Here is a 19,436-nt window from a genome sequence, read left to right on the forward strand (position 1 = left end):
CTCTGCATCTTCTCTCTTATTATGGCAAAAATGTGTGTTCGTTTAGTGCGACAACAGTCACGACTCATGTTGATTCATTTGTTGTAAAACAGAAGCTCAGTATAGGCAAGATCAGTACTAAATTCATCTTTTTTTAGACAATGCATATTTTGCATCACCAAGCAACAACATAAAAACAGCCACAACAATAATACGCAACATCGCCTTGTCATATTTCTTACATAAGCTAGAGCAGCCAACAAGAAAGTGATAAGGTAAAATAGAGAATGATGAATAGCGTATTAAAAATGACTGTAGAACATGAAAAAGTAACAACGAAAACTTCTCAAGCCCTCATTGCACTCTACTGTGGTTCACGTTCTGGTAATCATCCCATTTATAAAGAAAAGGCGATTGCACTGGCAAGCGCCATTGCAGAACAAGGCTTCGGTCTCGTGTATGGCGGTGCGAGCATAGGATTAATGGGTCAAGTTGCTGATACTGTAATTGAACATGGCGGTGATACCGTAGGGGTGATCCCTGAATTTATGTTGGATTATGAAATTGCGCATAATCAACTGACAGAATTACATGTGGTCAAAACCATGCATGAACGTAAAGCCATGATGGCAGAGCGGGCCAGCGCCTTTGTTGCCTTACCTGGTGGCTTAGGCACATTTGAAGAAATTTTAGAAATAGCCACGTGGGGGCAACTCAATCAGCATCAGAAACCCATGATACTGTATAACGTCAACAATTTTTATGATGCCTTAATTGCTCAACTGGATCATGCTGTACAAGAGGGCTTTTTACCGCCGCAACATCGCGCCAAACTGATCGTATGTAATCATGCCGAACAAATTTTAAATGCACTGAAGAACCTGCAAGCACCTGTGCATTTCGTGATTTAGTCAAATTTACTTATAAAAAAAGCGAGCCCTTCATGCTCGCTTTTTTCTGACTTGATTGAATATTTACCCGAAATTTCAACCTGAAATATGTTGATACAACCAAGGTAATCCAGTTGCCAACAGTACACTGATGGCCAAACCAAACATTAATTTCATAGCATCCTTACTGACATTACGTGAAGTCCGATATTTATTGACTTCCGCCAAATGCATGGACAACGCAAACTCACGTCCTGCCAGCAAGCCCAAGAATACCCATGTGGTACTCATTGGAATATTGCTCCACTCTTTAAACACCAGCAAAATGATGGCATACATAAAGTCGATAATCGTGGCTGCGCGAATATCTGCGACCCCAGTTTTGGTATCGATAATGTTTTGAATTGCCCCACCACGACGGTAAAAAATCCAACCGAGCAATACCACAAACACCAAAATGCCAAAAATTAAGAATTCAAATGGCACTTGGCGCGGGACATAAACAAAGATATTGGCTAAATCTTGAATTAGCCACTGGCTCCACAAAAATGCCGTCGACACCCATTGCAAGCCAATCCAAATATGTGAAGGTTCCTTATGACGGGTTTTACTTAAATAGATGCTAATCCCTTTCATCACAAAACGATAAACCAAAATCGCGACCACAAACGCAACGGCATAACCCATCATCGATTTGGTCAACATAGCGCTTAAGCTGCTCGGAGAAAAAATCGTGAGCACTAAAAAGGTGGTACTGACTGGAATCCCATATTTGGTCAAAATAATCAATAAAATTGGGGGAACAATATACAGCCAAGTAATGCCTGTCTCTGGGAAAGGAATGGTTTCTAAACGTCCATAAGAGGCGTCTCCTGTCCCTGAAGCAAACCAGCCATATAGCAACACCACAACCAGAATACTGCTGGTATACAGCCAAAGGACCCACCAAGGTCGGTGCGCATTGGAGGAAATAAAGGTTCCTAAAGTTTGTGGCACATCATTTCCGACAATTGAGTATGCTGCTAAACAGAAACCCACAATCATCAAAATTTCAATTGTCATAACACCTAAGCCCTTATCAGAAAAATCTACCCTTATGGGGTGGCATTTAAATTATGACATTTTTATTTCATTTTAATGACACTGGTGTGACGGGCAGCACACTTCTCTGAATAAGTAAGCGCTTTGTTGTTGAATTTAATTAGATTATTTACTCACCTATAGGTGAGCAATTTCTAAATGCTCTAAACCCATAGCTTCCCCCTAAGTACGTTCGTTTGATTGCTAATTTATGTGATTTATTGAGCACTGTTTCTCTGTGCTTTGCTATCATGACTTTTAACAGTATCTTGATCCATTCCATTTCTAATCTATGAGCCAAGCCATTTCACATCGCGCCTTACAACCTGAATACCGACTCTTGGTTTTCTTGGTGTCGATTGGCTTTTTTATGCAGGCTTTAGATACCACGATTGTCAACACCGCCATTCCTGCCATGGCTAAACACTTACATGAAGACCCCCTGAATATGCACAGTGTGGTGGTGGCGTATGTCTTGGCTGTCGCCGCATGTATTCCTTTGAGTGGTTGGCTTGCCGATCGGTTTGGCGTACGCAATACCTATCTAGCGGCGATTATCATTTTTACGCTGGCTTCACTGGGTTGTGGTCTATCGCAGAGCCTCAATCAATTGCTGGTATTTCGTATTATTCAAGGTATCGGGGGAGCATTGCTGTTGCCTGTCGGTCGTTTAGCCATGCTAAAACTGATTCCACGAGATCAATTTTTATCTGCCATGAGTTTAATGAGTCTGGCGGGGTTGATTGGACCCTTAATTGGACCAACTCTGGGGGGATGGCTGGTTGAAGTTGCCACTTGGCACTGGATTTTTCTGATTAATTTACCGATGGGTATTTTAGGTATTTTAGTGACCTTAAAAGCCTTACCAAACGCCACTGAACCCAGCGTACAAGCTTTCGATTTTAGTGGCTTCCTGTGGTTAGTCATCGCCATGGTGGGGCTATCTTTAGGCATTGAAAGCTTTGCCAGTACAGCTCATAGTCATTGGCAAGGACTCGCTTTGATTGGCCTAGGATTATTCAGCTCAGCCATTTATGCCTATCATGCCCACACGCATCAAAATGCCCTGTTTCGTAGCCGATTATTTAAAAACAACATCTATGCGATTGGTATTTTAGGTAATTTTTTTGCGCGACTGGGTGGCAATGCCTTTCCCTTTTTGCTGCCTTTAATGTTGCAAGTGGCTTTCCATTTTGAACCCTTCATCACTGGATTGATGATGATTCCTTTGGTCTTAGGTTCATTGGTTTCTAAGCCGATTGTGCGCCCTGTGATTCAAAGATTTGGCTATCGTACCGTACTGGTCGTCAATACGATTCTCGTCGGGAGTGCCCTCGCCAGTTTTGCCTTGACCACGGCGGATACACCGCTATGGCTAAGAACACTACACTTCTTCATTTGTGGCATGTTGAACTCGACCCAATTTGTCGCTATGAATACCTTTACATTGAAAGATCTGTCTCAGCAAAATGCCAGTAGCGGGAATAGTTTCCTGTCCATGATCATGATGCTCTCTATGAGTATTGGGGTCGCACTCGCAGGTACATTAATTAACCTCTTTACCGCACATTATGGTGTTGCACAAGTCACTACGGCTTTTCAAATGACCTTTATCTGTCTAGGTGCCATCAATATCATTACTGCTGCAATTTTCTGGAAAATTCCCAAAAACAGCAGCATATAGTACTTTTGCAAAATGCACATGGAGTCAATTTTATGCTCGCGTTATCATAGCGCCACTTGATGAGATTAAAACACGCATGACCAAATCAACACGCATAACAAAATCCAGTTCCTTCATTGCTTCCTGCATTGGTGTCGGGACCGTTTGTCTTGCAGTGATGCTGTATGTTTTTATTTTCCATCAAAATCCCGCTGCTGCGCAGGAATTTCCAGTGCAGGGCTTCGATGTCTCACATCATCAAGGGGACATTAACTGGGAACAGGTACCACATCAAAAATTCCAGTTTATCTATTTGAAAGCAACTGAAGGGGGCGATTTTAAAGACCGAAAATTCCAAGATAATTGGCTAAAAGCCCGTGAACATGGTTTTTTGGTTGGGGCTTATCATTTTTATCGTCTCTGCCGCGACGGCAAAATTCAGGCGCAGAATTTTATTGAAACCGTACCGAATAAACCTGATGCCTTGCCGCCAGTCATTGATTTGGAATACGACAGTAACTGTATCAATGCCTATACCAAAGAGCAGTTATTGGCTGAAATTCAAATTATGCATGATCAGCTACAACAGCATTATGGCAAACAACCGATTTTTTATATTTCAAAAACTTTCTATAACATAGTTTTGGCCGGTGAATTCAAAAATACACCGCTTTGGGTGCGTGAATATCAAGGGCAACCTGAACTTAAAGGCAATCCCCAATGGACCTTTTGGCAACATACCAATCAAGGCACAATTCAGGGCATCAGCAAACCCGTCGATATGAACGTCTTTCATGGTTCTGTGTATGACTGGAGTATTTTCTTACAAAAGAACGGGATTCAACCGCTTACCCCCACCACACCTTAAAGACTTTTTTATGACTCCATTCACGGATTAGCTCTATTAGCCGTCATGTTCTGTCGCGCTGATGCATGTCGAGCTACACAGCTTTGTTGGAGCATGCCATACTCGCAAGTAGAGGTTAGTGAATTTTGGGCGATATGAGAAAAATCATACATATTGATATGGATGCGTTTTTTGCATCAGTAGAATTACGTAGTCGTCCCGATCTGCAACACTTACCTGTAGTGATTTCATCGCATCATCCGCGAGCAGTCATTGCCGCAGCCTCTTATCCCGCACGGAAATTTGGGCTACGTTCCGCCATGTCGATGACCCAAGCGAAAAAACTTTGCCCTCAGGTCGTGGTCATTGAACCCAACTTTAATCAGTATCGTGAAGTTTCCGCACAAATTCACCAAATTTTTCAACGCTACACACCACTGATCGAACCACTATCTTTAGATGAAGCCTATCTGGATGTCACCGAAAATTTATATGGTTTGGCCAGTGCAACTGAAGTGGCACAGCGTATTCGCGCCGAAATTTTCCAAAGCACAGGTTTAACTGCTTCAGCTGGGGTGGCACCGAATAAATTTCTGGCAAAAGTTGCTTCGGATTGGAATAAACCCGATGGTCTCTGTGTAATTAAACCCAGCCAAGTACAAAATTTTATTCAGCATTTGCCCCTTAAAAAAATTCCAGGCGTCGGTAAAGTCACTCAAGAAAAATTAAAACAACTGCAATTGGAAACTCTAGGGGATTTACAAAAAATTGAGGAAAGTACACTAATTCATCACTTTGGCAAATATGGTCACCAACTGTTTTTATATGCTCAAGGCATTGATGAACGTCCTGTACAGGCTGAACGTGAACGGCAGCAGATTTCCAAAGAAACCACATTTGATGATGATTTTACTTTACAACAATGTCAGCCCTATTGGGCAAAACTCACGACACAGGTCTGGGAAAGTTTAAATAAAAAGCAGCTTATGGCACGCGGAGTAACCGTCAAACTCAAATTAAAAAACTTTCAGGTGCTTCAGCACAGCAAAAGTTTCAAAATTCCTCTTCATAATCATACTGAGCTGACGCAAGTGTTAGAATTGTTACTCAGTGAAATGTATATTCCTGCCGAATACCAATTCCGTCTGATTGGCGTAGGTGTCTACCAATTAAGCCCTGCGGATGATCTACCCCAACTGAGTCTCTGGTAAGCTATTCTTGTATCTTTTTTAAGCAAAAGAATAAAAATACAACAATTAACCCTACAATTTTTTTAATTTTAGGTTAACCTATTTGACGCGATACATTATCCATGTAAACGCTGAAATGCTAAAAATCACCTTTACTTTTAGCATGTTGTCCTGTGGTGAACGCGACGATCCAATCCGAGTATTACAGGGCAATTCTGAACATATTACATGGGTTTTGTTCTTCTCATCCAAAAAACAATGCTTCCTCATTTTAAAACTGCATCAACATTTTATAGCTCTCATTGATTCATATTTTTAAGCCCTATTTCCAACGCTTACCCAAAATAATTATCTTCACCTCCTACAGTACAGGTCATACAAAACACCATTTGCAGATCATCACGGATCACGTAAACTGACCGTTCTCTTTACATCATGGAAATCACATGACGGTTCAACGTTTACATGTCGAAAAGCGTTTTTCTGAAATTGCCATTTCAGGTAACTTGGTTCATCTTGCAGGTCAGCTTGCAGCAGATACCACGCTCGATATTAAAGGACAAACCCAACAGACTTTAGACATTATTGATCGTTTTCTTGCCGATGCAGGCACAGATAAACGTCATATTTTGTCGGTCATGATTTTTTTGAAAGATATAGAAAATGATTATGCAGGCATGAATGAAGTTTGGGATGCATGGTGTGCAGATATGCAAGCACTGCCTCGCACCTGCGTTGAAGCCAAAATGTACGCCCCTGATGTACTGGTTGAAATGACCGTAACCGCAGTGCGTCCAGAATAATCTGAACTTAAATCAGCTTGAACAAGCATTCAGGCTGATTTTAACCCCATAGTTTCAACTTACGTTTTTCATGATTGTGATAAAAATTATACTTTTTCAAAGATGTATCTAGTTCTTGTGTATCAGGTTCATGCCACTCTTTACGGAGCTCGCCTAAAAAGTCTCGTCGAATTTGCTGATAACTCGGCACTTCATCGTAACGAATCACACGATAGCCTGCCATCGCCAATAGTGCATCTTTATACTGTGTTTGCTGAAAACGCTTTAACACATTCGGATCATCTAAACCAATAATCGCTACAATCTGATGGGATGCATCGAGCACCACAAAATCAGCCAATAAATTACGATACTTATTTCGAGTACGGCTATATTTTGTCGTCATTAAGGCATCATAAGAAACCTGCGCCAAGATAGTATAGCTTGGAAGAATTTCTTTTAAGCGAGCAAAGGTCAACTGCTGATTTAAACTAAAAACTGCACGCCGCTTAAGCACACTATCCTGTTGTTTTGATTGATTATTAAAACTTTTAAAAATCATGCAACTGAACAACAATAGGAGTCCTATCAGTAAATACATACTCATAAATTTATTCCTTTAATCTATTTTTATAATCCTGCGGCTTTATACCGATTTTTTATGCCGAAAAATCGATTATAGCGCCTCTATTTTTATTCAAACGTTCAAGTTAAAAAACTACATTCATCTTGACGAAATTATTATAAAAAATGACCACACGTCACTTGACGAGAGCCAATTAAATTGCATATTTTTTATACACAAAATGATTGAATAAAATTACTTTAGCTCAATCTCCCTACATGTTGCAATTCATCTTAAGTCTAGCGCAGAACAATTCCGACGAATAGAAGGATAAAAAAAAGACGCCGTAGCGTCTTTTCGTTCATTTTAGGCCCGTGCTTTTGGATTTTTTCTTTTCTTTGCTGCATTGGCATTAAAAGGTCGCTTCTCACCCGTTTCACGCGGTGGCAAACCCGTATGTTGGGTCAGCACTTGACCTTTTTTCGGACGGTGATTTTGTCCTTGAGTTTGTTGTCCACGAACGCCCGCCGAACCTGTGCGTTTCTGAGAATCACCCGCGACAGTCGAGTTTTTCTTACGCGCAGACTGATACTGACCTTCGGTTCCTTGCGGTTGATAGGTTGGAATTAAATGTTGCTTAGAATTACCAATTAAGTCTTGGCGCCCCATCTCCTTTAAAGCCTCACGTAGCAATGGCCAGTTATTTGGATCATGATAACGCAAGAAGGCTTTATGCAGACGACGACGCTTTTCCCCTTTTACAATATCAACATTTTCAGTATAACGTGCCACTTTGGCCAAAGGATTTTTAGCCGTGTAATACATTGTTGTCGCTGTTGCCATTGGCGATGGATAGAAGGTCTGTACCTGATCGGCACGGAAACCATTCTTTTTCAACCAAATTGCCAAGTTCATCATGTCGTAATCCGTGGTTCCCGGATGCGCCGCGATAAAGTATGGAATTAAATACTGCTCTTTGCCTGCTTCCTTACTAAAACGATCAAACATTTGCTTGAAACGATCATAGGTCCCGATTCCCGGTTTCATCATCTTAGATAATGGACCTTTTTCAGTATGCTCAGGCGCAATCTTTAAGTAACCACCCACGTGATGGGTAACTAACTCTTTCACGTATTCAGGATTCAGCACTGCTAAGTCATAACGCAAGCCTGAACCAATCAGAATCTTTTTGATGCCTTTAATGGCGCGTGCTTTACGATATAACTGCGTTAATGGAGCATGATCCGTATGTAAGTTTTGACATACGCCTGGATATACACAAGAGGGTTTACGACAGTTCTTTTCAATTTCAGGGTCTTTACAGTGCAAACGGTACATGTTTGCCGTTGGACCACCTAAGTCTGAAATAATGCCTGTAAAGCCCGGAGCCGTATCACGAATTTTCTCAACTTCACGCAGAATTGACTCTTCCGAACGGTTTTGAATAATTCGCCCTTCATGTTCTGTAATCGAGCAGAAGGTACAGCCCCCAAAACAGCCACGCATGATGTTCACAGAGAATTTAATCATATCAAATGCAGGGAAACGGGCTTCACCATACACAGGATGTGGTAGACGTGCATACGGCAAATCAAACACATAGTCCATTTCTTCCGTCGTTAATGGAATCGGTGGTGGATTTAACCAAACATCACGCTCACCATGTTTTTGTACCAAAGCACGCGCATTTCCAGGGTTGGTTTCAAGATGCAAAATACGGTTGGCATGGGCATATAAAACTGGATCATTCGCCACTTCTTCAAATGCAGGTAGACGAATCACTGCCAACTCACGTGGCGGTAATTTATGTTTAATTGCTTTTGACGATGGCTGTAACTGTACAATTTGTGTGTCTGCATCCAATTGATCGCCTTCACGAACAATCGGGTTGGCAACCAATTCTTTTTGGAAATTTTGATATTGGGTTAAAGAATTACCCTTATCTTTTTCAATTTCACAGCCGTCTAAATCTTCGGTCATCACATAAGGATTGATGATGGGATCAACACGCCCCACGGTATCTACATCATTAGATGCAATTTCAACAAATTTGGCTTTCGATGCACGATTATGCTTATTAATAATAAATGCCGTACCACGTACATCAGTAATTTCGTGGATTTTTTCACCTTTGGCTAAACGATGCATCACTTCAGTGATCGAACGCTCACCATTACCATACATCAATAAATCCGCTTTTGAATCCATTAGTACTGAACGACGGACTTTATCTGACCAATAATCGTAATGGGCGATACGACGTAAAGAGGCTTCAATCCCACCTAATAATACTGGCACATCTGGAAATGCTTCACGTACACGTTGACAATAGACTGTCGCCGCACGGTCTGGGCGTTTATTCGGAACATTGTCTGGTGAATAAGCATCATCTGAACGAATCTTACGATCTGCCGTATAACGGTTAATCATAGAGTCCATATTACCCGCGGTTACACCCCAAGCAATATTTGGCTTACCCAAAACGCGGAAGGCTTCAACATTGGTCCAATCGGGCTGTGCGATAATACCAACACGGAAACCTTGCGCTTCTAAAGTACGACCTATAATGCCCGAACAGAATGAAGGATGATCGATATAAGCATCACCACAAACCAAGATAAAGTCGCAACTATCCCAACCGAGTTGATCCATTTCCTCGCGCGACATCGGCAAAAATGGCGCAGGTTCAAAGCATGACGCCCAATATTTGTCGTAATCAAACAACGCTGTTGGCGCAGTCTGCATGGTATAAGCAGTAGACATGGCTAGCAATTCTCGGCTGGCAGATGGAAGATCCAAAATAGATCAAAGATGAAAGCCGATCATTTTACCATGAATTAGATTCATCTTGCTTGATTAAAATATATACAAAAACAAGCATCTAAAAATTACTCTTTACTCTAAAATCAAAACCCTGCACCTGCATTACATTTATCTATCTCATATCCATCTATATACAAAAAACCATCTGCTTAATGCTGTAGCATCAAACAGATGGTTTTAGATTTATACATTTCAATCAGTTCAAACTGTATCAACTGAGTACGGAATCTTTAATGCGCTTTGAAGGTAATTGCTCTTGTTGCGTCCCCTCAACCGAAACTTTTAAATTCACCATAAATACCGCCAAGGCTGCAATAATGCCAGGAATCGCAATCACCAAAAAATTCATCTGATGGGGCAACTGCAAGGTTAATAATGCTCCTGTCAAAATTGGACCCACAATCGCGCCAATCCGTCCAATTCCTGATGCCCAGCCCATGCCTGTAGAGCGTACTGCGGTTGGGTAGAACTGTGCTACAAAAGTGTAGAGTAAAATTTGTGAGCCAATAGTTGCAGCACCTGCCACTGCAATCAAGGTATATAACACTACCTGCGGACTATTAAAACCGAGTAAAATCAAGGCTAAAGCGCCTACAGTGAACATGATGCTGAGTACTGGTTTCAGGTGAAAACGATCTGCCAAAGCTCCGCCTCCAATTGCACCGACCATGCCACCAATATTCAAAGCAAACAGGAATAGCATACTGGCACCCAATGAATAACCTGCTTGTATCATCAATTTTGGTAACCAGCTACCCAGCGCATAGACCATCAGTAAACACATGAAAAATGCAACCCAGAACATCAAGGTACTGAACATTCGTCCTTGCTGAAATAAGGCACGTAAAGGTGCTTCATCACCTGCAATAACATCATTTAATACAAATCGTGTCTCTGCATTTAATTTTTGCTCAGGGCTAATTTTTTTCACAATCTCAGCCACTTGCGCTGTTTCGCCTTTTTTGGTCAGAAACATTAATGATTCAGGTAAAAACTTCCAGATAATCGGTAAAGCTACAAACGGAATACCTGCAATAAAGAACATGATTTTCCAGCCGTGATCTGCAACCAGCCATGCCCCCAATAAAGCTGAAGCCATACCACCAATCGCATAACCACTAAACATGACGGCAACCAAAGTGCTACGAATACGTTTTGGTGCATATTCGGTCATCAAGGCAACCACGTTCGGCATCACACCTCCAATGCCCAGTCCCGCCAGAAATCTTAAAATACCAAATTCAACGGGTGAAGAAGCAAAGGCACCTAAAAAAGTAAAACCACTAAAGATGGCCACACAAATCATAATGGTTTTTTTACGGCCTAATTTATCAGACAAGGTTCCAAAACTCATGGCACCGAACATCATTCCAAACAATGCTGTACTGGCAAGTAATCCAGCTTGTACCGCACTCAGGCCCCACTCTTGCATTAACAAAGGTAAAGCAACGCCATAAATGACCAAATCATAACCATCAAAAATAATAATCAATAAACACCAAATTAAAACACTCCAATGGAAAGGTGTAAATTTGGCTTCATCTACCACAGTATTTATATTTAAAGTTTGTGTACTCACGCTTCACCTCCAACTTGTGAAGTCATCCCAAAATAGACTTACACAATGCGGTAAAGCTGCTTTATTGTCCAAAACCGATTGCATATATAGATATGCCACAAAGGTATGCAATTACTTCATTATTCATGCTTTTATTATCTTTAAGATATAAGTATGTGAAACCTTGACAAGGTCTTAACAAAGTTTGACTGGGAATGCATGCCATAAATGGTTAATTTAAATACAAGAATAAAAAATGGAACTCTCATGCTTATATATCTTATTGTTGGTAGTATACGAGAAGGCCGCACGGCCATTAAAGTTGCGCACTGGATCATGAATTGTATTTCTAATTTTTCCCTGCATGACATCGATATCGAACTGATTGATTTAAAACAGTGGGATTTACCATTGTTTTCAGGTTCACATCCTCCTGCGACGGGTATTTATGATCAACCCAAACAACAACAATGGGCAGATAAAATTGCCTTAGCAGATGCCTTTATTTTTATTAGCCCTGAATATAATCATGGTTATAGCCCTGGCCTTAAAAAGGCCTTAGATTATCTAGGCAAAGAGTGGCAAGGCAAACCTGCTGCATTTATTGGTTATGGTACGACCAATGGCTCTCGCGGCATCAGTCAGATCCGTCAAGTAAGCTCAAGTTTGAATATGGTAGACGCGAATGCAATATTAGAAATTCGCGACATCTTTAAACGTAATAAAGAAGAGAACTTTGAAGCCAATCAGTTTGAAATCGATGGATTAAAGCAAATATTAGAAAAACTGATTAAATATCAAAAATAAAAAATATCATGACCATCTATGCTCAATTAAGCCTCTCATTCAAGAGACCCTGTACCCCAACAGGATTTCTTGAATGAAAGAATTAGGCAGTCCTTTCAAGTCTTAGACTTTTAAATGCCTATCCATGCTGAATGAACCTCATCAAAAAATTGCCAAAGTATTTATATGTATTTTTCAGACTCAATCAACGCAGCGGATCGCTCGAATGCTTTAGTCACGATCTCACCGATCATGCTCTCTTCTAGTTGGGCTGTGGCTAACCTTGCAGCAAATCCCAGATGAAAATCTAAAAGCCAATTTGTAGGAGGCTCAGGCAATGGTTGTCTTGAAATATCGATCTGAGGAGTTAACCAAGGTATCCTTTTGGGCCATTTTGGATAGGTCGGACACCAATCATCTAGATCATCCAAAATAGAACTTGAATCTAATCCAAAACGGTTTGCAAACCAAACCATCTGTATAAATTCAGAAGCAACAAGTGCACCCAATTCTGAAGGTGGTAATTGTTGTGGACTCACTGCAACTGGAGAATGTTTGCCAATAATCCAAGTTTCAGCAGATGGGCAAGTAAAACGTGGTATAACTATGTCATAAATGGTTGGGTTTCGCTGTGCAATGATTGCGAGTAATCTTGAATTCAGTGTTAATGTTGTTCCCATGGGAAGACCCTCACCCTACTGATTTCAAATACTAAAATCTTTGAAGAAAATACATATCGTCTCATAATCAACTCCTTAAGTTTATGTTTAAGAGGTCATTCTGTCATAACCTCTTAAACAGTAATGTGATTCAATAATAAGGAACTCATGTGTTAAATTTTTAAAATTATGACCAGAGAAATTTTTAATTAAAATAGAACTTTACCTCCTTCATCTTATCCAACATGACCAATTAAACTTCGATTTTTCTAATTTTTTTGATCCTACTATGTCCTCTTCTGTTTGTTGATCGGCTTGTCTTCTTCAAAATCTAAGTTATGACCACACTTATAATCGAACGATTTCATCTCAGAATTGCTTAAATCACCTACTTTTTAATCAATAATAATCACTATAAAACGCTAGAATGATTGAGTCAAAATCGAACTGTGGCTAGGTTTTACTTATATTTGTGATCTATTTCGATCATTAGCATTGAAGCATGCCCTATGACAACATAATTAAACGTATTCTTTTAGATTTGTTTACATTTTAAACAGCATTTTAAAAACATGGCGCTCGTAAAATTAAATGGTATAGCAAAATATACTCTTAACTAAACACTAAACCCTAGATTAAAAATTAAGCTTTGGCGACCACTGAATCATTAGTCGACCCTACCAAAATGAAGGCCTCATACAGTCAGTTCAATCGTCGAAAGCAAATAGGGTAATATAGCTATAAAAAGTCTTTGTGATTTGATTGATATCACGTCTTTTAAGATGGAAACGATGTACAAAGTTATTTATATTTGCTGCTTGGCAGGTATTTTTTAGTCTTTAGCATTTAATTTAAATAATATTCGCATATAAAAAAACACCCCCTTCTTATTAGAAGGGGGTGTTTGAATTAATGAGCTGGCGATGACTTACTCTCACATGGGTAACCCCACACTACCATCAGCGCTAAGAGGTTTCACTTCTGAGTTCGGGAAGGGATCAGGTGGTTCACTCTTGCTATTGTCGCCAGCACAACTGTTTATGGATACTTGCTTGGTCTTAAGTTTACATTTCTGTATGTGCCAAGGTTTTTTCCAAATGAGTTATTAACGGATTAGTTAACTGAGTCGAATTTTATGTTCTAGCTTTCACTAAATCAAGTTTTTTGTTTCAGATCAGGGTTAACTGATCTTTTATGAATCGATTATAAGCTTTAAATACAACTGCTTGGGTGTTGTATAGTCAAGCCTCACGAGCAATTAGTATTGGTCAGCTTCACATATCACTATGCTTCCACATCCAACCTATCAACGTCGTAGTCTTCAACGGCTCTTTAGAGGACATAAAGTCCTAGGGAAATCTTATCTTGAGGTAGGCTTCCCGCTTAGATGCTTTCAGCGGTTATCCCTTCCGAACATAGCTACCCGGCGATGCGACTGGCGTCACAACCGGTACACCAGAGGTTCGTCCACTCTGGTCCTCTCGTACTAGGAGCAGATCCTCTCAAATTTCCAGCGCCCACGGTAGATAGGGACCGAACTGTCTCACGACGTTCTAAACCCAGCTCGCGTACCTCTTTAAATGGCGAACAGCCATACCCTTGGGACCTGCTTCAGCCCCAGGATGAGATGAGCCGACATCGAGGTGCCAAACACCGCCGTCGATATGAACTCTTGGGCGGTATCAGCCTGTTATCCCCAGAGTACCTTTTATCCGTTGAGCGATGGCCCTTCCATACAGAACCACCGGATCACTAAGACCTACTTTCGTACCTGCTCGACTTGTGGGTCTCGCAGTTAAGCGCGCTTTTGCCTTTATACTCTACGCGTGATTTCCGACCACGCTGAGCGCACCTTCGTACTCCTCCGTTACTCTTTAGGAGGAGACCGCCCCAGTCAAACTACCCACCAGACATGGTCCTCGTCCCGGATAACGGGACAGAGTTAGAACCTCAACATTACCAGGGTGGTATTTCAAGGACGGCTCCATTGGAACTGGCGTTCCAACTTCAAAGCCTCCCACCTATCCTACACAAGTAAGGTCAAAGTTCAATGTCAAGCTGCAGTAAAGGTTCACGGGGTCTTTCCGTCTAGCCGCGGGTACACTGCATCTTCACAGCGATTTCGATTTCACTGAGCCTCTGCTGGAGACAGCGCCGCCATCATTATGCCATTCGTGCAGGTCGGAACTTACCCGACAAGGAATTTCGCTACCTTAGGACCGTTATAGTTACGGCCGCCGTTTACTGGGGCTTCGATCAAGAGCTTCGCTTACGCTAACCCCATCAATTAACCTTCCAGCACCGGGCAGGCATCACACCCTATACGTCCACTTTCGTGTTTGCAGAGTGCTATGTTTTTAATAAACAGTTGCAGCGGCCTGGTTTCTGTGGCTGCCAATAGCTCAGGGAGCAAGTCCCATCACCGTCAGCAGCGTACCTTCTCCCGAAGTTACGGTACCATTTTGCCTAGTTCCTTCAGCAGAGTTCTCTCAAGCGCTTTGGTCTACTCGACCTGACCACCTGTGTCGGTTTCGGGTACGATTCCTGTGTAACTGAAGCTTAGAGACTTTTCCTGGAAGCATGGTATCAGCCACTTCACTGTACAAGTACAGCTTGCTATCAGTTCTCAGCATAGAGTACCCCGGATTTGCCTAAGATACATGCCTACAACCTTCCACCTGGACAACCAACGCCAGGCTGACTTAACCTTCTCCGTCCTCTCATCGCATTACACAGAAGTATTGGAATATTAACCAATTTCCCATCGACTACGCCTCTCGGCCTCGCCTTAGGGGTCGACTCACCCAGCCCCGATTAACGTTGGACTGGAACCCTTGGTCTTTCAGCGAACGGGTTTTTCACCCGTTTTGTCGTTACTCACGTCAGCATTCGCACTTCTGATACCTCCAGCATACTTCTCAATACACCTTCATCGGCTTACAGAACGCTCCCCTACCACTTGACTAATGTCAAATCCGCAGCTTCGGCACATAGTTTTAGCCCCGTTACATCTTCCGCGCAGGCCGACTCGACTAGTGAGCTATTACGCTTTCTTTAAAGGGTGGCTGCTTCTAAGCCAACCTCCTAGCTGTCTATGCCTTCCCACATCGTTTCCCACTTAACTATGATTTTGGGGCCTTAGCTGGCGGTCTGGATTGTTTTCCTCTTGACTACGGACGTTAGCACCCGCAGTCTGTCTCCCGGATAGTACTCATAGGTATTCGGAGTTTGCATCGGTTTGGTAAGTCGGGATGACCCCCTAGCCGAAACAGTGCTCTACCCCCTATGGTATTCGTCCGAGGCGCTACCTAAATAGCTTTCGGGGAGAACCAGCTATCACCAGGCTTGATTAGCCTTTCACCCCTATCCACAAGTCATCCCCTGGCTTTTCAACGACAGTGGGTTCGGTCCTCCAGTTAGTGTTACCCAACCTTCAACCTGCTCATGGATAGATCGCCTGGTTTCGGGTCTACACCCAGCAACTAAACGCCCTATTAAGACTCGATTTCTCTACGGCTCCCCTATACGGTTAACCTTGCTACTGAATGTAAGTCGCTGACCCATTATACAAAAGGTACGCAGTCACCGAACAAGTCGGCTCCCACTGCTTGTATGCATGCGGTTTCAGGATCTATTTCACTCCCCTCACAGGGGTTCTTTTCGCCTTTCCCTCACGGTACTGGTTCACTATCGGTCAGTCAGGAGTATTTAGCCTTGGAGGATGGTCCCCCCATATTCAGACAAGGTTTCACGTGCCTCGCCCTACTCGACATCATCATGTAAGCCCTTTCGTGTACAGGACTATCACCCACTATGGTTGCACTTCCCAGAGCATTCCACTAAAACTTACATGACTTAATGGGCTTTTCCCCGTTCGCTCGCCGCTACTGAGGGAATCTCAATTGATTTCTTTTCCTAAGGGTACTGAGATGTTTCACTTCCCCTCGTTCGCCTTGCAACACTATGTATTCATGTTGCAATACCTACCTTATAGTAGGTGGGTTCCCCCATTCAGAAATCTCCGGATCAAAGGATATTTGCCGCCTCCCCGGAGCTTATCGCAGGCTATTACGTCTTTCATCGCCTCTGACTGCCAAGGCATCCACCACATGCACTTAATTACTTGACTATACAACCCCAAACAGTCGCTAACACATACAAGTGAGTGTTATCGTTGCAAACTTAATTGCTACTGATTTGTTGTCTGTGCACTTAAGCACTGTACAGCTTCAATCTAAATTCATATACCAAAACGCTTGATTCAGTGTTTTTGCTAGTTCTCAATCAACTTAGATCAAAGAATTACTTCTTCTTTCTTCGTCATTGAGTGAACAATTTATTTCAGACTCAATTTTCTAATCTGTTAATGATTAACTACAGCCTCGTCAGCTTGCAGTAAACTGTGATAAATCACAGAAGTTAACAAGACGCGCATATTACGCTAACTTCTTATTAATTTCTATAATCTAATACTTCGTTTGCTTGTTTCTTAGCTCATTGCAATGCAATGTGATGGTGGAGACTAGGAGAGTCGAACTCCTGACCTCCTGCGTGCAAAGCAGGCGCTCTACCAACTAAGCTAAGTCCCCAGCTTATCAATAAGTCAATGTTTCTGATCTTCCGTACTTCGTCAGTAGTGGTGGGTCTGACAAGACTTGAACTTGTGACCCCACGCTTATCAAGCGTGTGCTCTAACCAACTGAGCTACAGACCCTCAGATACATCGTCATGAAGAACAACTTGTTGTGGATTCTTACCAATCGTCAATCTTTCGTTAAGGAGGTGATCCAGCCGCAGGTTCCCCTACGGCTACCTTGTTACGACTTCACCCCAGTCATCGGCCACACCGTGGTAACCGCCCTCTTTGCAGTTAGGCTAGCTACTTCTGGTGCAACAAACTCCCATGGTGTGACGGGCGGTGTGTACAAGGCCCGGGAACGTATTCACCGCGGCATTCTGATCCGCGATTACTAGCGATTCCGACTTCATGGAGTCGAGTTGCAGACTCCAATCCGGACTACGATCGGCTTTTTGAGATTAGCATCCTATCGCTAGGTAGCAACCCTTTGTACCGACCATTGTAGCACGTGTGTAGCCCTGGTCGTAAGGGCCATGATGACTTGACGTCGTCCCCGCCTTCCTCCAGTTTGTCACTGGCAGTATCCTTAAAGTTCCCACCCGAAGTGCTGGCAAATAAGGAAAAGGGTTGCGCTCGTTGCGGGACTTAACCCAACATCTCACGACACGAGCTGACGACAGCCATGCAGCACCTGTATGTAAGTTCCCGAAGGCACCAATCCATCTCTGGAAAGTTCTTACTATGTCAAGACCAGGTAAGGTTCTTCGCGTTGCATCGAATTAAACCACATGCTCCACCGCTTGTGCGGGCCCCCGTCAATTCATTTGAGTTTTAGTCTTGCGACCGTACTCCCCAGGCGGTCTACTTATCGCGTTAGCTGCGCCACTAAAGCCTCAAAGGCCCCAACGGCTAGTAGACATCGTTTACGGCATGGACTACCAGGGTATCTAATCCTGTTTGCTCCCCATGCTTTCGTACCTCAGCGTCAGTATTAGGCCAGATGGCTGCCTTCGCCATCGGTATTCCTCCAGATCTCTACGCATTTCACCGCTACACCTGGAATTCTACCATCCTCTCCCATACTCTAGCTGACCAGTATCGAATGCAATTCCTAAGTTAAGCTCAGGGATTTCACATCCGACTTAATCAGCCGCCTACGCACGCTTTACGCCCAGTAAATCCGATTAACGCTCGCACCCTCTGTATTACCGCGGCTGCTGGCACAGAGTTAGCCGGTGCTTATTCTGCGAGTAACGTCCACTCATCAAGGGTATTAACCTTAAGAGCCTCCTCCTCGCTTAAAGTGCTTTACAACCAAAAGGCCTTCTTCACACACGCGGCATGGCTGGATCAGGCTTCCGCCCATTGTCCAATATTCCCCACTGCTGCCTCCCGTAGGAGTCTGGGCCGTGTCTCAGTCCCAGTGTGGCGGATCATCCTCTCAGACCCGCTACAGATCGTCGCCTTGGTAGGCCTTTACCCCACCAACTAGCTAATCCGACTTAGGCTCATCTATTAGCGCAAGGTCCGAAGATCCCCTGCTTTCCCCCGTAGGGCGTATGCGGTATTAGCATTCCTTTCGGAATGTTGTCCCCCACTAATAGGCAGATTCCTAAGCATTACTCACCCGTCCGCCGCTAAGCTAAGGTGCAAGCACCCTCGCTCCGCTCGACTTGCATGTGTTAAGCCTGCCGCCAGCGTTCAATCTGAGCCATGATCAAACTCTTCAGTTTAAAATCAATAGTGCTTTATTCTAAACACCAAATCTGGCTCATCAATTTTCTGACATTAATTTCTCAAATAAACTTCGAGTAATTTCTACCATCAATCAATGAAAATAATTTCGATCAATCAATCAGTAAAAATCCACACAAGTTGTTCTTCATAATCTCTTAATGATCTTCTCGATGATTCGTCATCATCAAGCTAGGTCGGCTATGTTACTCTAATCTAAATCAAAGTCAACAGGTAATTTCGATATTTTTAAAACTCATTCAATCAATCTAAAAATTTAACTACCAAGCTAAATCCTTGT

11 protein-coding genes, 2 tRNA genes and 3 rRNA genes are annotated in these 19,436 nt (G+C 42.6%); 6 read left to right on the forward strand and 10 right to left on the reverse strand.

What is annotated here, in order from left to right; translation table 11 throughout:
* Window positions 1-269 precede the first annotated feature (269 nt).
* Window positions 270-890, forward strand: a complete 621-nt coding sequence (locus tag MP622_RS13160) for a TIGR00730 family Rossman fold protein (protein ID WP_243793533.1) — start codon at window positions 270-272, stop codon at window positions 888-890.
* A 75-nt stretch (window positions 891-965) separates the two neighbouring features.
* On the opposite strand, the gene MP622_RS13165 is transcribed toward MP622_RS13160, so the two are convergent.
* Complete coding sequence (locus MP622_RS13165; RefSeq protein WP_016168528.1) at window positions 966-1,931, reverse strand: hypothetical protein; 966 nt, start codon at window positions 1,929-1,931, stop codon at window positions 966-968.
* 310 nt (window positions 1,932-2,241) lie between these two features.
* On the opposite strand from MP622_RS13165, the gene mdtD reads away from it, so the two are divergent.
* The 4 genes from mdtD to MP622_RS13185 all read left to right on the forward strand — a co-directional run bounded on the left by mdtD (window position 2,242) and on the right by MP622_RS13185 (window position 6,452).
* Window positions 2,242-3,633, forward strand: a complete 1,392-nt coding sequence (gene mdtD, locus MP622_RS13170; RefSeq protein WP_243791314.1) for a multidrug transporter subunit MdtD — start codon at window positions 2,242-2,244, stop codon at window positions 3,631-3,633.
* A gap of 76 nt (window positions 3,634-3,709) precedes the next feature.
* Window positions 3,710-4,480 (forward strand): GH25 family lysozyme, encoded by a 771-nt coding sequence (locus tag MP622_RS13175; protein WP_016168530.1) that lies wholly within the window; start codon window positions 3,710-3,712, stop codon window positions 4,478-4,480.
* Between the two features lie 134 nt (window positions 4,481-4,614).
* Window positions 4,615-5,670 carry a DNA polymerase IV gene (gene dinB, locus MP622_RS13180; protein WP_243791316.1) on the forward strand — a complete coding sequence of 352 codons (1,056 nt, stop codon included), beginning with the start codon at window positions 4,615-4,617 and terminating at the stop codon, window positions 5,668-5,670.
* Between the two features lie 425 nt (window positions 5,671-6,095).
* Window positions 6,096-6,452, forward strand: coding sequence for a RidA family protein (locus tag MP622_RS13185; protein ID WP_044738755.1), 357 nt, complete (start codon window positions 6,096-6,098; stop codon window positions 6,450-6,452).
* A 40-nt stretch (window positions 6,453-6,492) separates the two neighbouring features.
* On the opposite strand, the gene MP622_RS13190 is transcribed toward MP622_RS13185, so the two are convergent.
* The 3 genes from MP622_RS13190 to MP622_RS13200 form a co-directional block, all read right to left on the reverse strand.
* Complete coding sequence (locus MP622_RS13190; protein WP_044738754.1) at window positions 6,493-7,038, reverse strand: DUF2726 domain-containing protein; 546 nt, start codon at window positions 7,036-7,038, stop codon at window positions 6,493-6,495.
* Between the two features lie 324 nt (window positions 7,039-7,362).
* Window positions 7,363-9,759: a YgiQ family radical SAM protein gene (locus MP622_RS13195; protein WP_243791318.1), complete on the reverse strand. Its 2,397-nt coding sequence runs from the start codon at window positions 9,757-9,759 to the stop codon at window positions 7,363-7,365.
* Window positions 9,760-10,030: 271 nt separating this feature from the next.
* Window positions 10,031-11,398, reverse strand: a complete 1,368-nt coding sequence (locus MP622_RS13200; RefSeq protein WP_243791319.1) for an MFS transporter — start codon at window positions 11,396-11,398, stop codon at window positions 10,031-10,033.
* Window positions 11,399-11,644: 246 nt separating this feature from the next.
* Here MP622_RS13200 and MP622_RS13205 point away from each other — a divergent pair, with 246 nt between their 5' ends.
* Window positions 11,645-12,184 carry an NAD(P)H-dependent oxidoreductase gene (locus MP622_RS13205; RefSeq protein WP_243791321.1) on the forward strand — a complete coding sequence of 180 codons (540 nt, stop codon included), beginning with the start codon at window positions 11,645-11,647 and terminating at the stop codon, window positions 12,182-12,184.
* Window positions 12,185-12,345: 161 nt separating this feature from the next.
* Here MP622_RS13205 and MP622_RS13210 read toward each other — a convergent pair whose 3' ends face one another.
* The 6 genes from MP622_RS13210 to MP622_RS13235 form a co-directional block, all read right to left on the reverse strand.
* Entirely contained in the window at window positions 12,346-12,843 is a 498-nt protein-coding gene (locus MP622_RS13210) for a hypothetical protein (RefSeq protein WP_243791323.1), read from the reverse strand.
* An 894-nt stretch (window positions 12,844-13,737) separates the two neighbouring features.
* Window positions 13,738-13,852 (reverse strand): 5S ribosomal RNA (gene rrf, locus MP622_RS13215).
* A gap of 207 nt (window positions 13,853-14,059) precedes the next feature.
* A 23S ribosomal RNA gene (locus MP622_RS13220) occupies window positions 14,060-16,951 on the reverse strand.
* Between the two features lie 384 nt (window positions 16,952-17,335).
* Window positions 17,336-17,411, reverse strand: a tRNA-Ala gene (locus MP622_RS13225).
* Between the two features lie 48 nt (window positions 17,412-17,459).
* Window positions 17,460-17,536: transfer RNA gene (locus MP622_RS13230), tRNA-Ile, on the reverse strand.
* Between the two features lie 61 nt (window positions 17,537-17,597).
* Window positions 17,598-19,134: ribosomal RNA gene (locus MP622_RS13235) — 16S ribosomal RNA — on the reverse strand.
* Together the 16S, 23S and 5S rRNA genes with 2 tRNA genes alongside form the textbook arrangement of a ribosomal RNA operon.
* Window positions 19,135-19,436: the final 302 nt, after the last annotated feature.

Origin of the sequence: Acinetobacter sp. PK01, assembly GCF_022819285.1 — a bacterium.
GTDB lineage: Bacteria > Pseudomonadota > Gammaproteobacteria > Pseudomonadales > Moraxellaceae > Acinetobacter > Acinetobacter tandoii.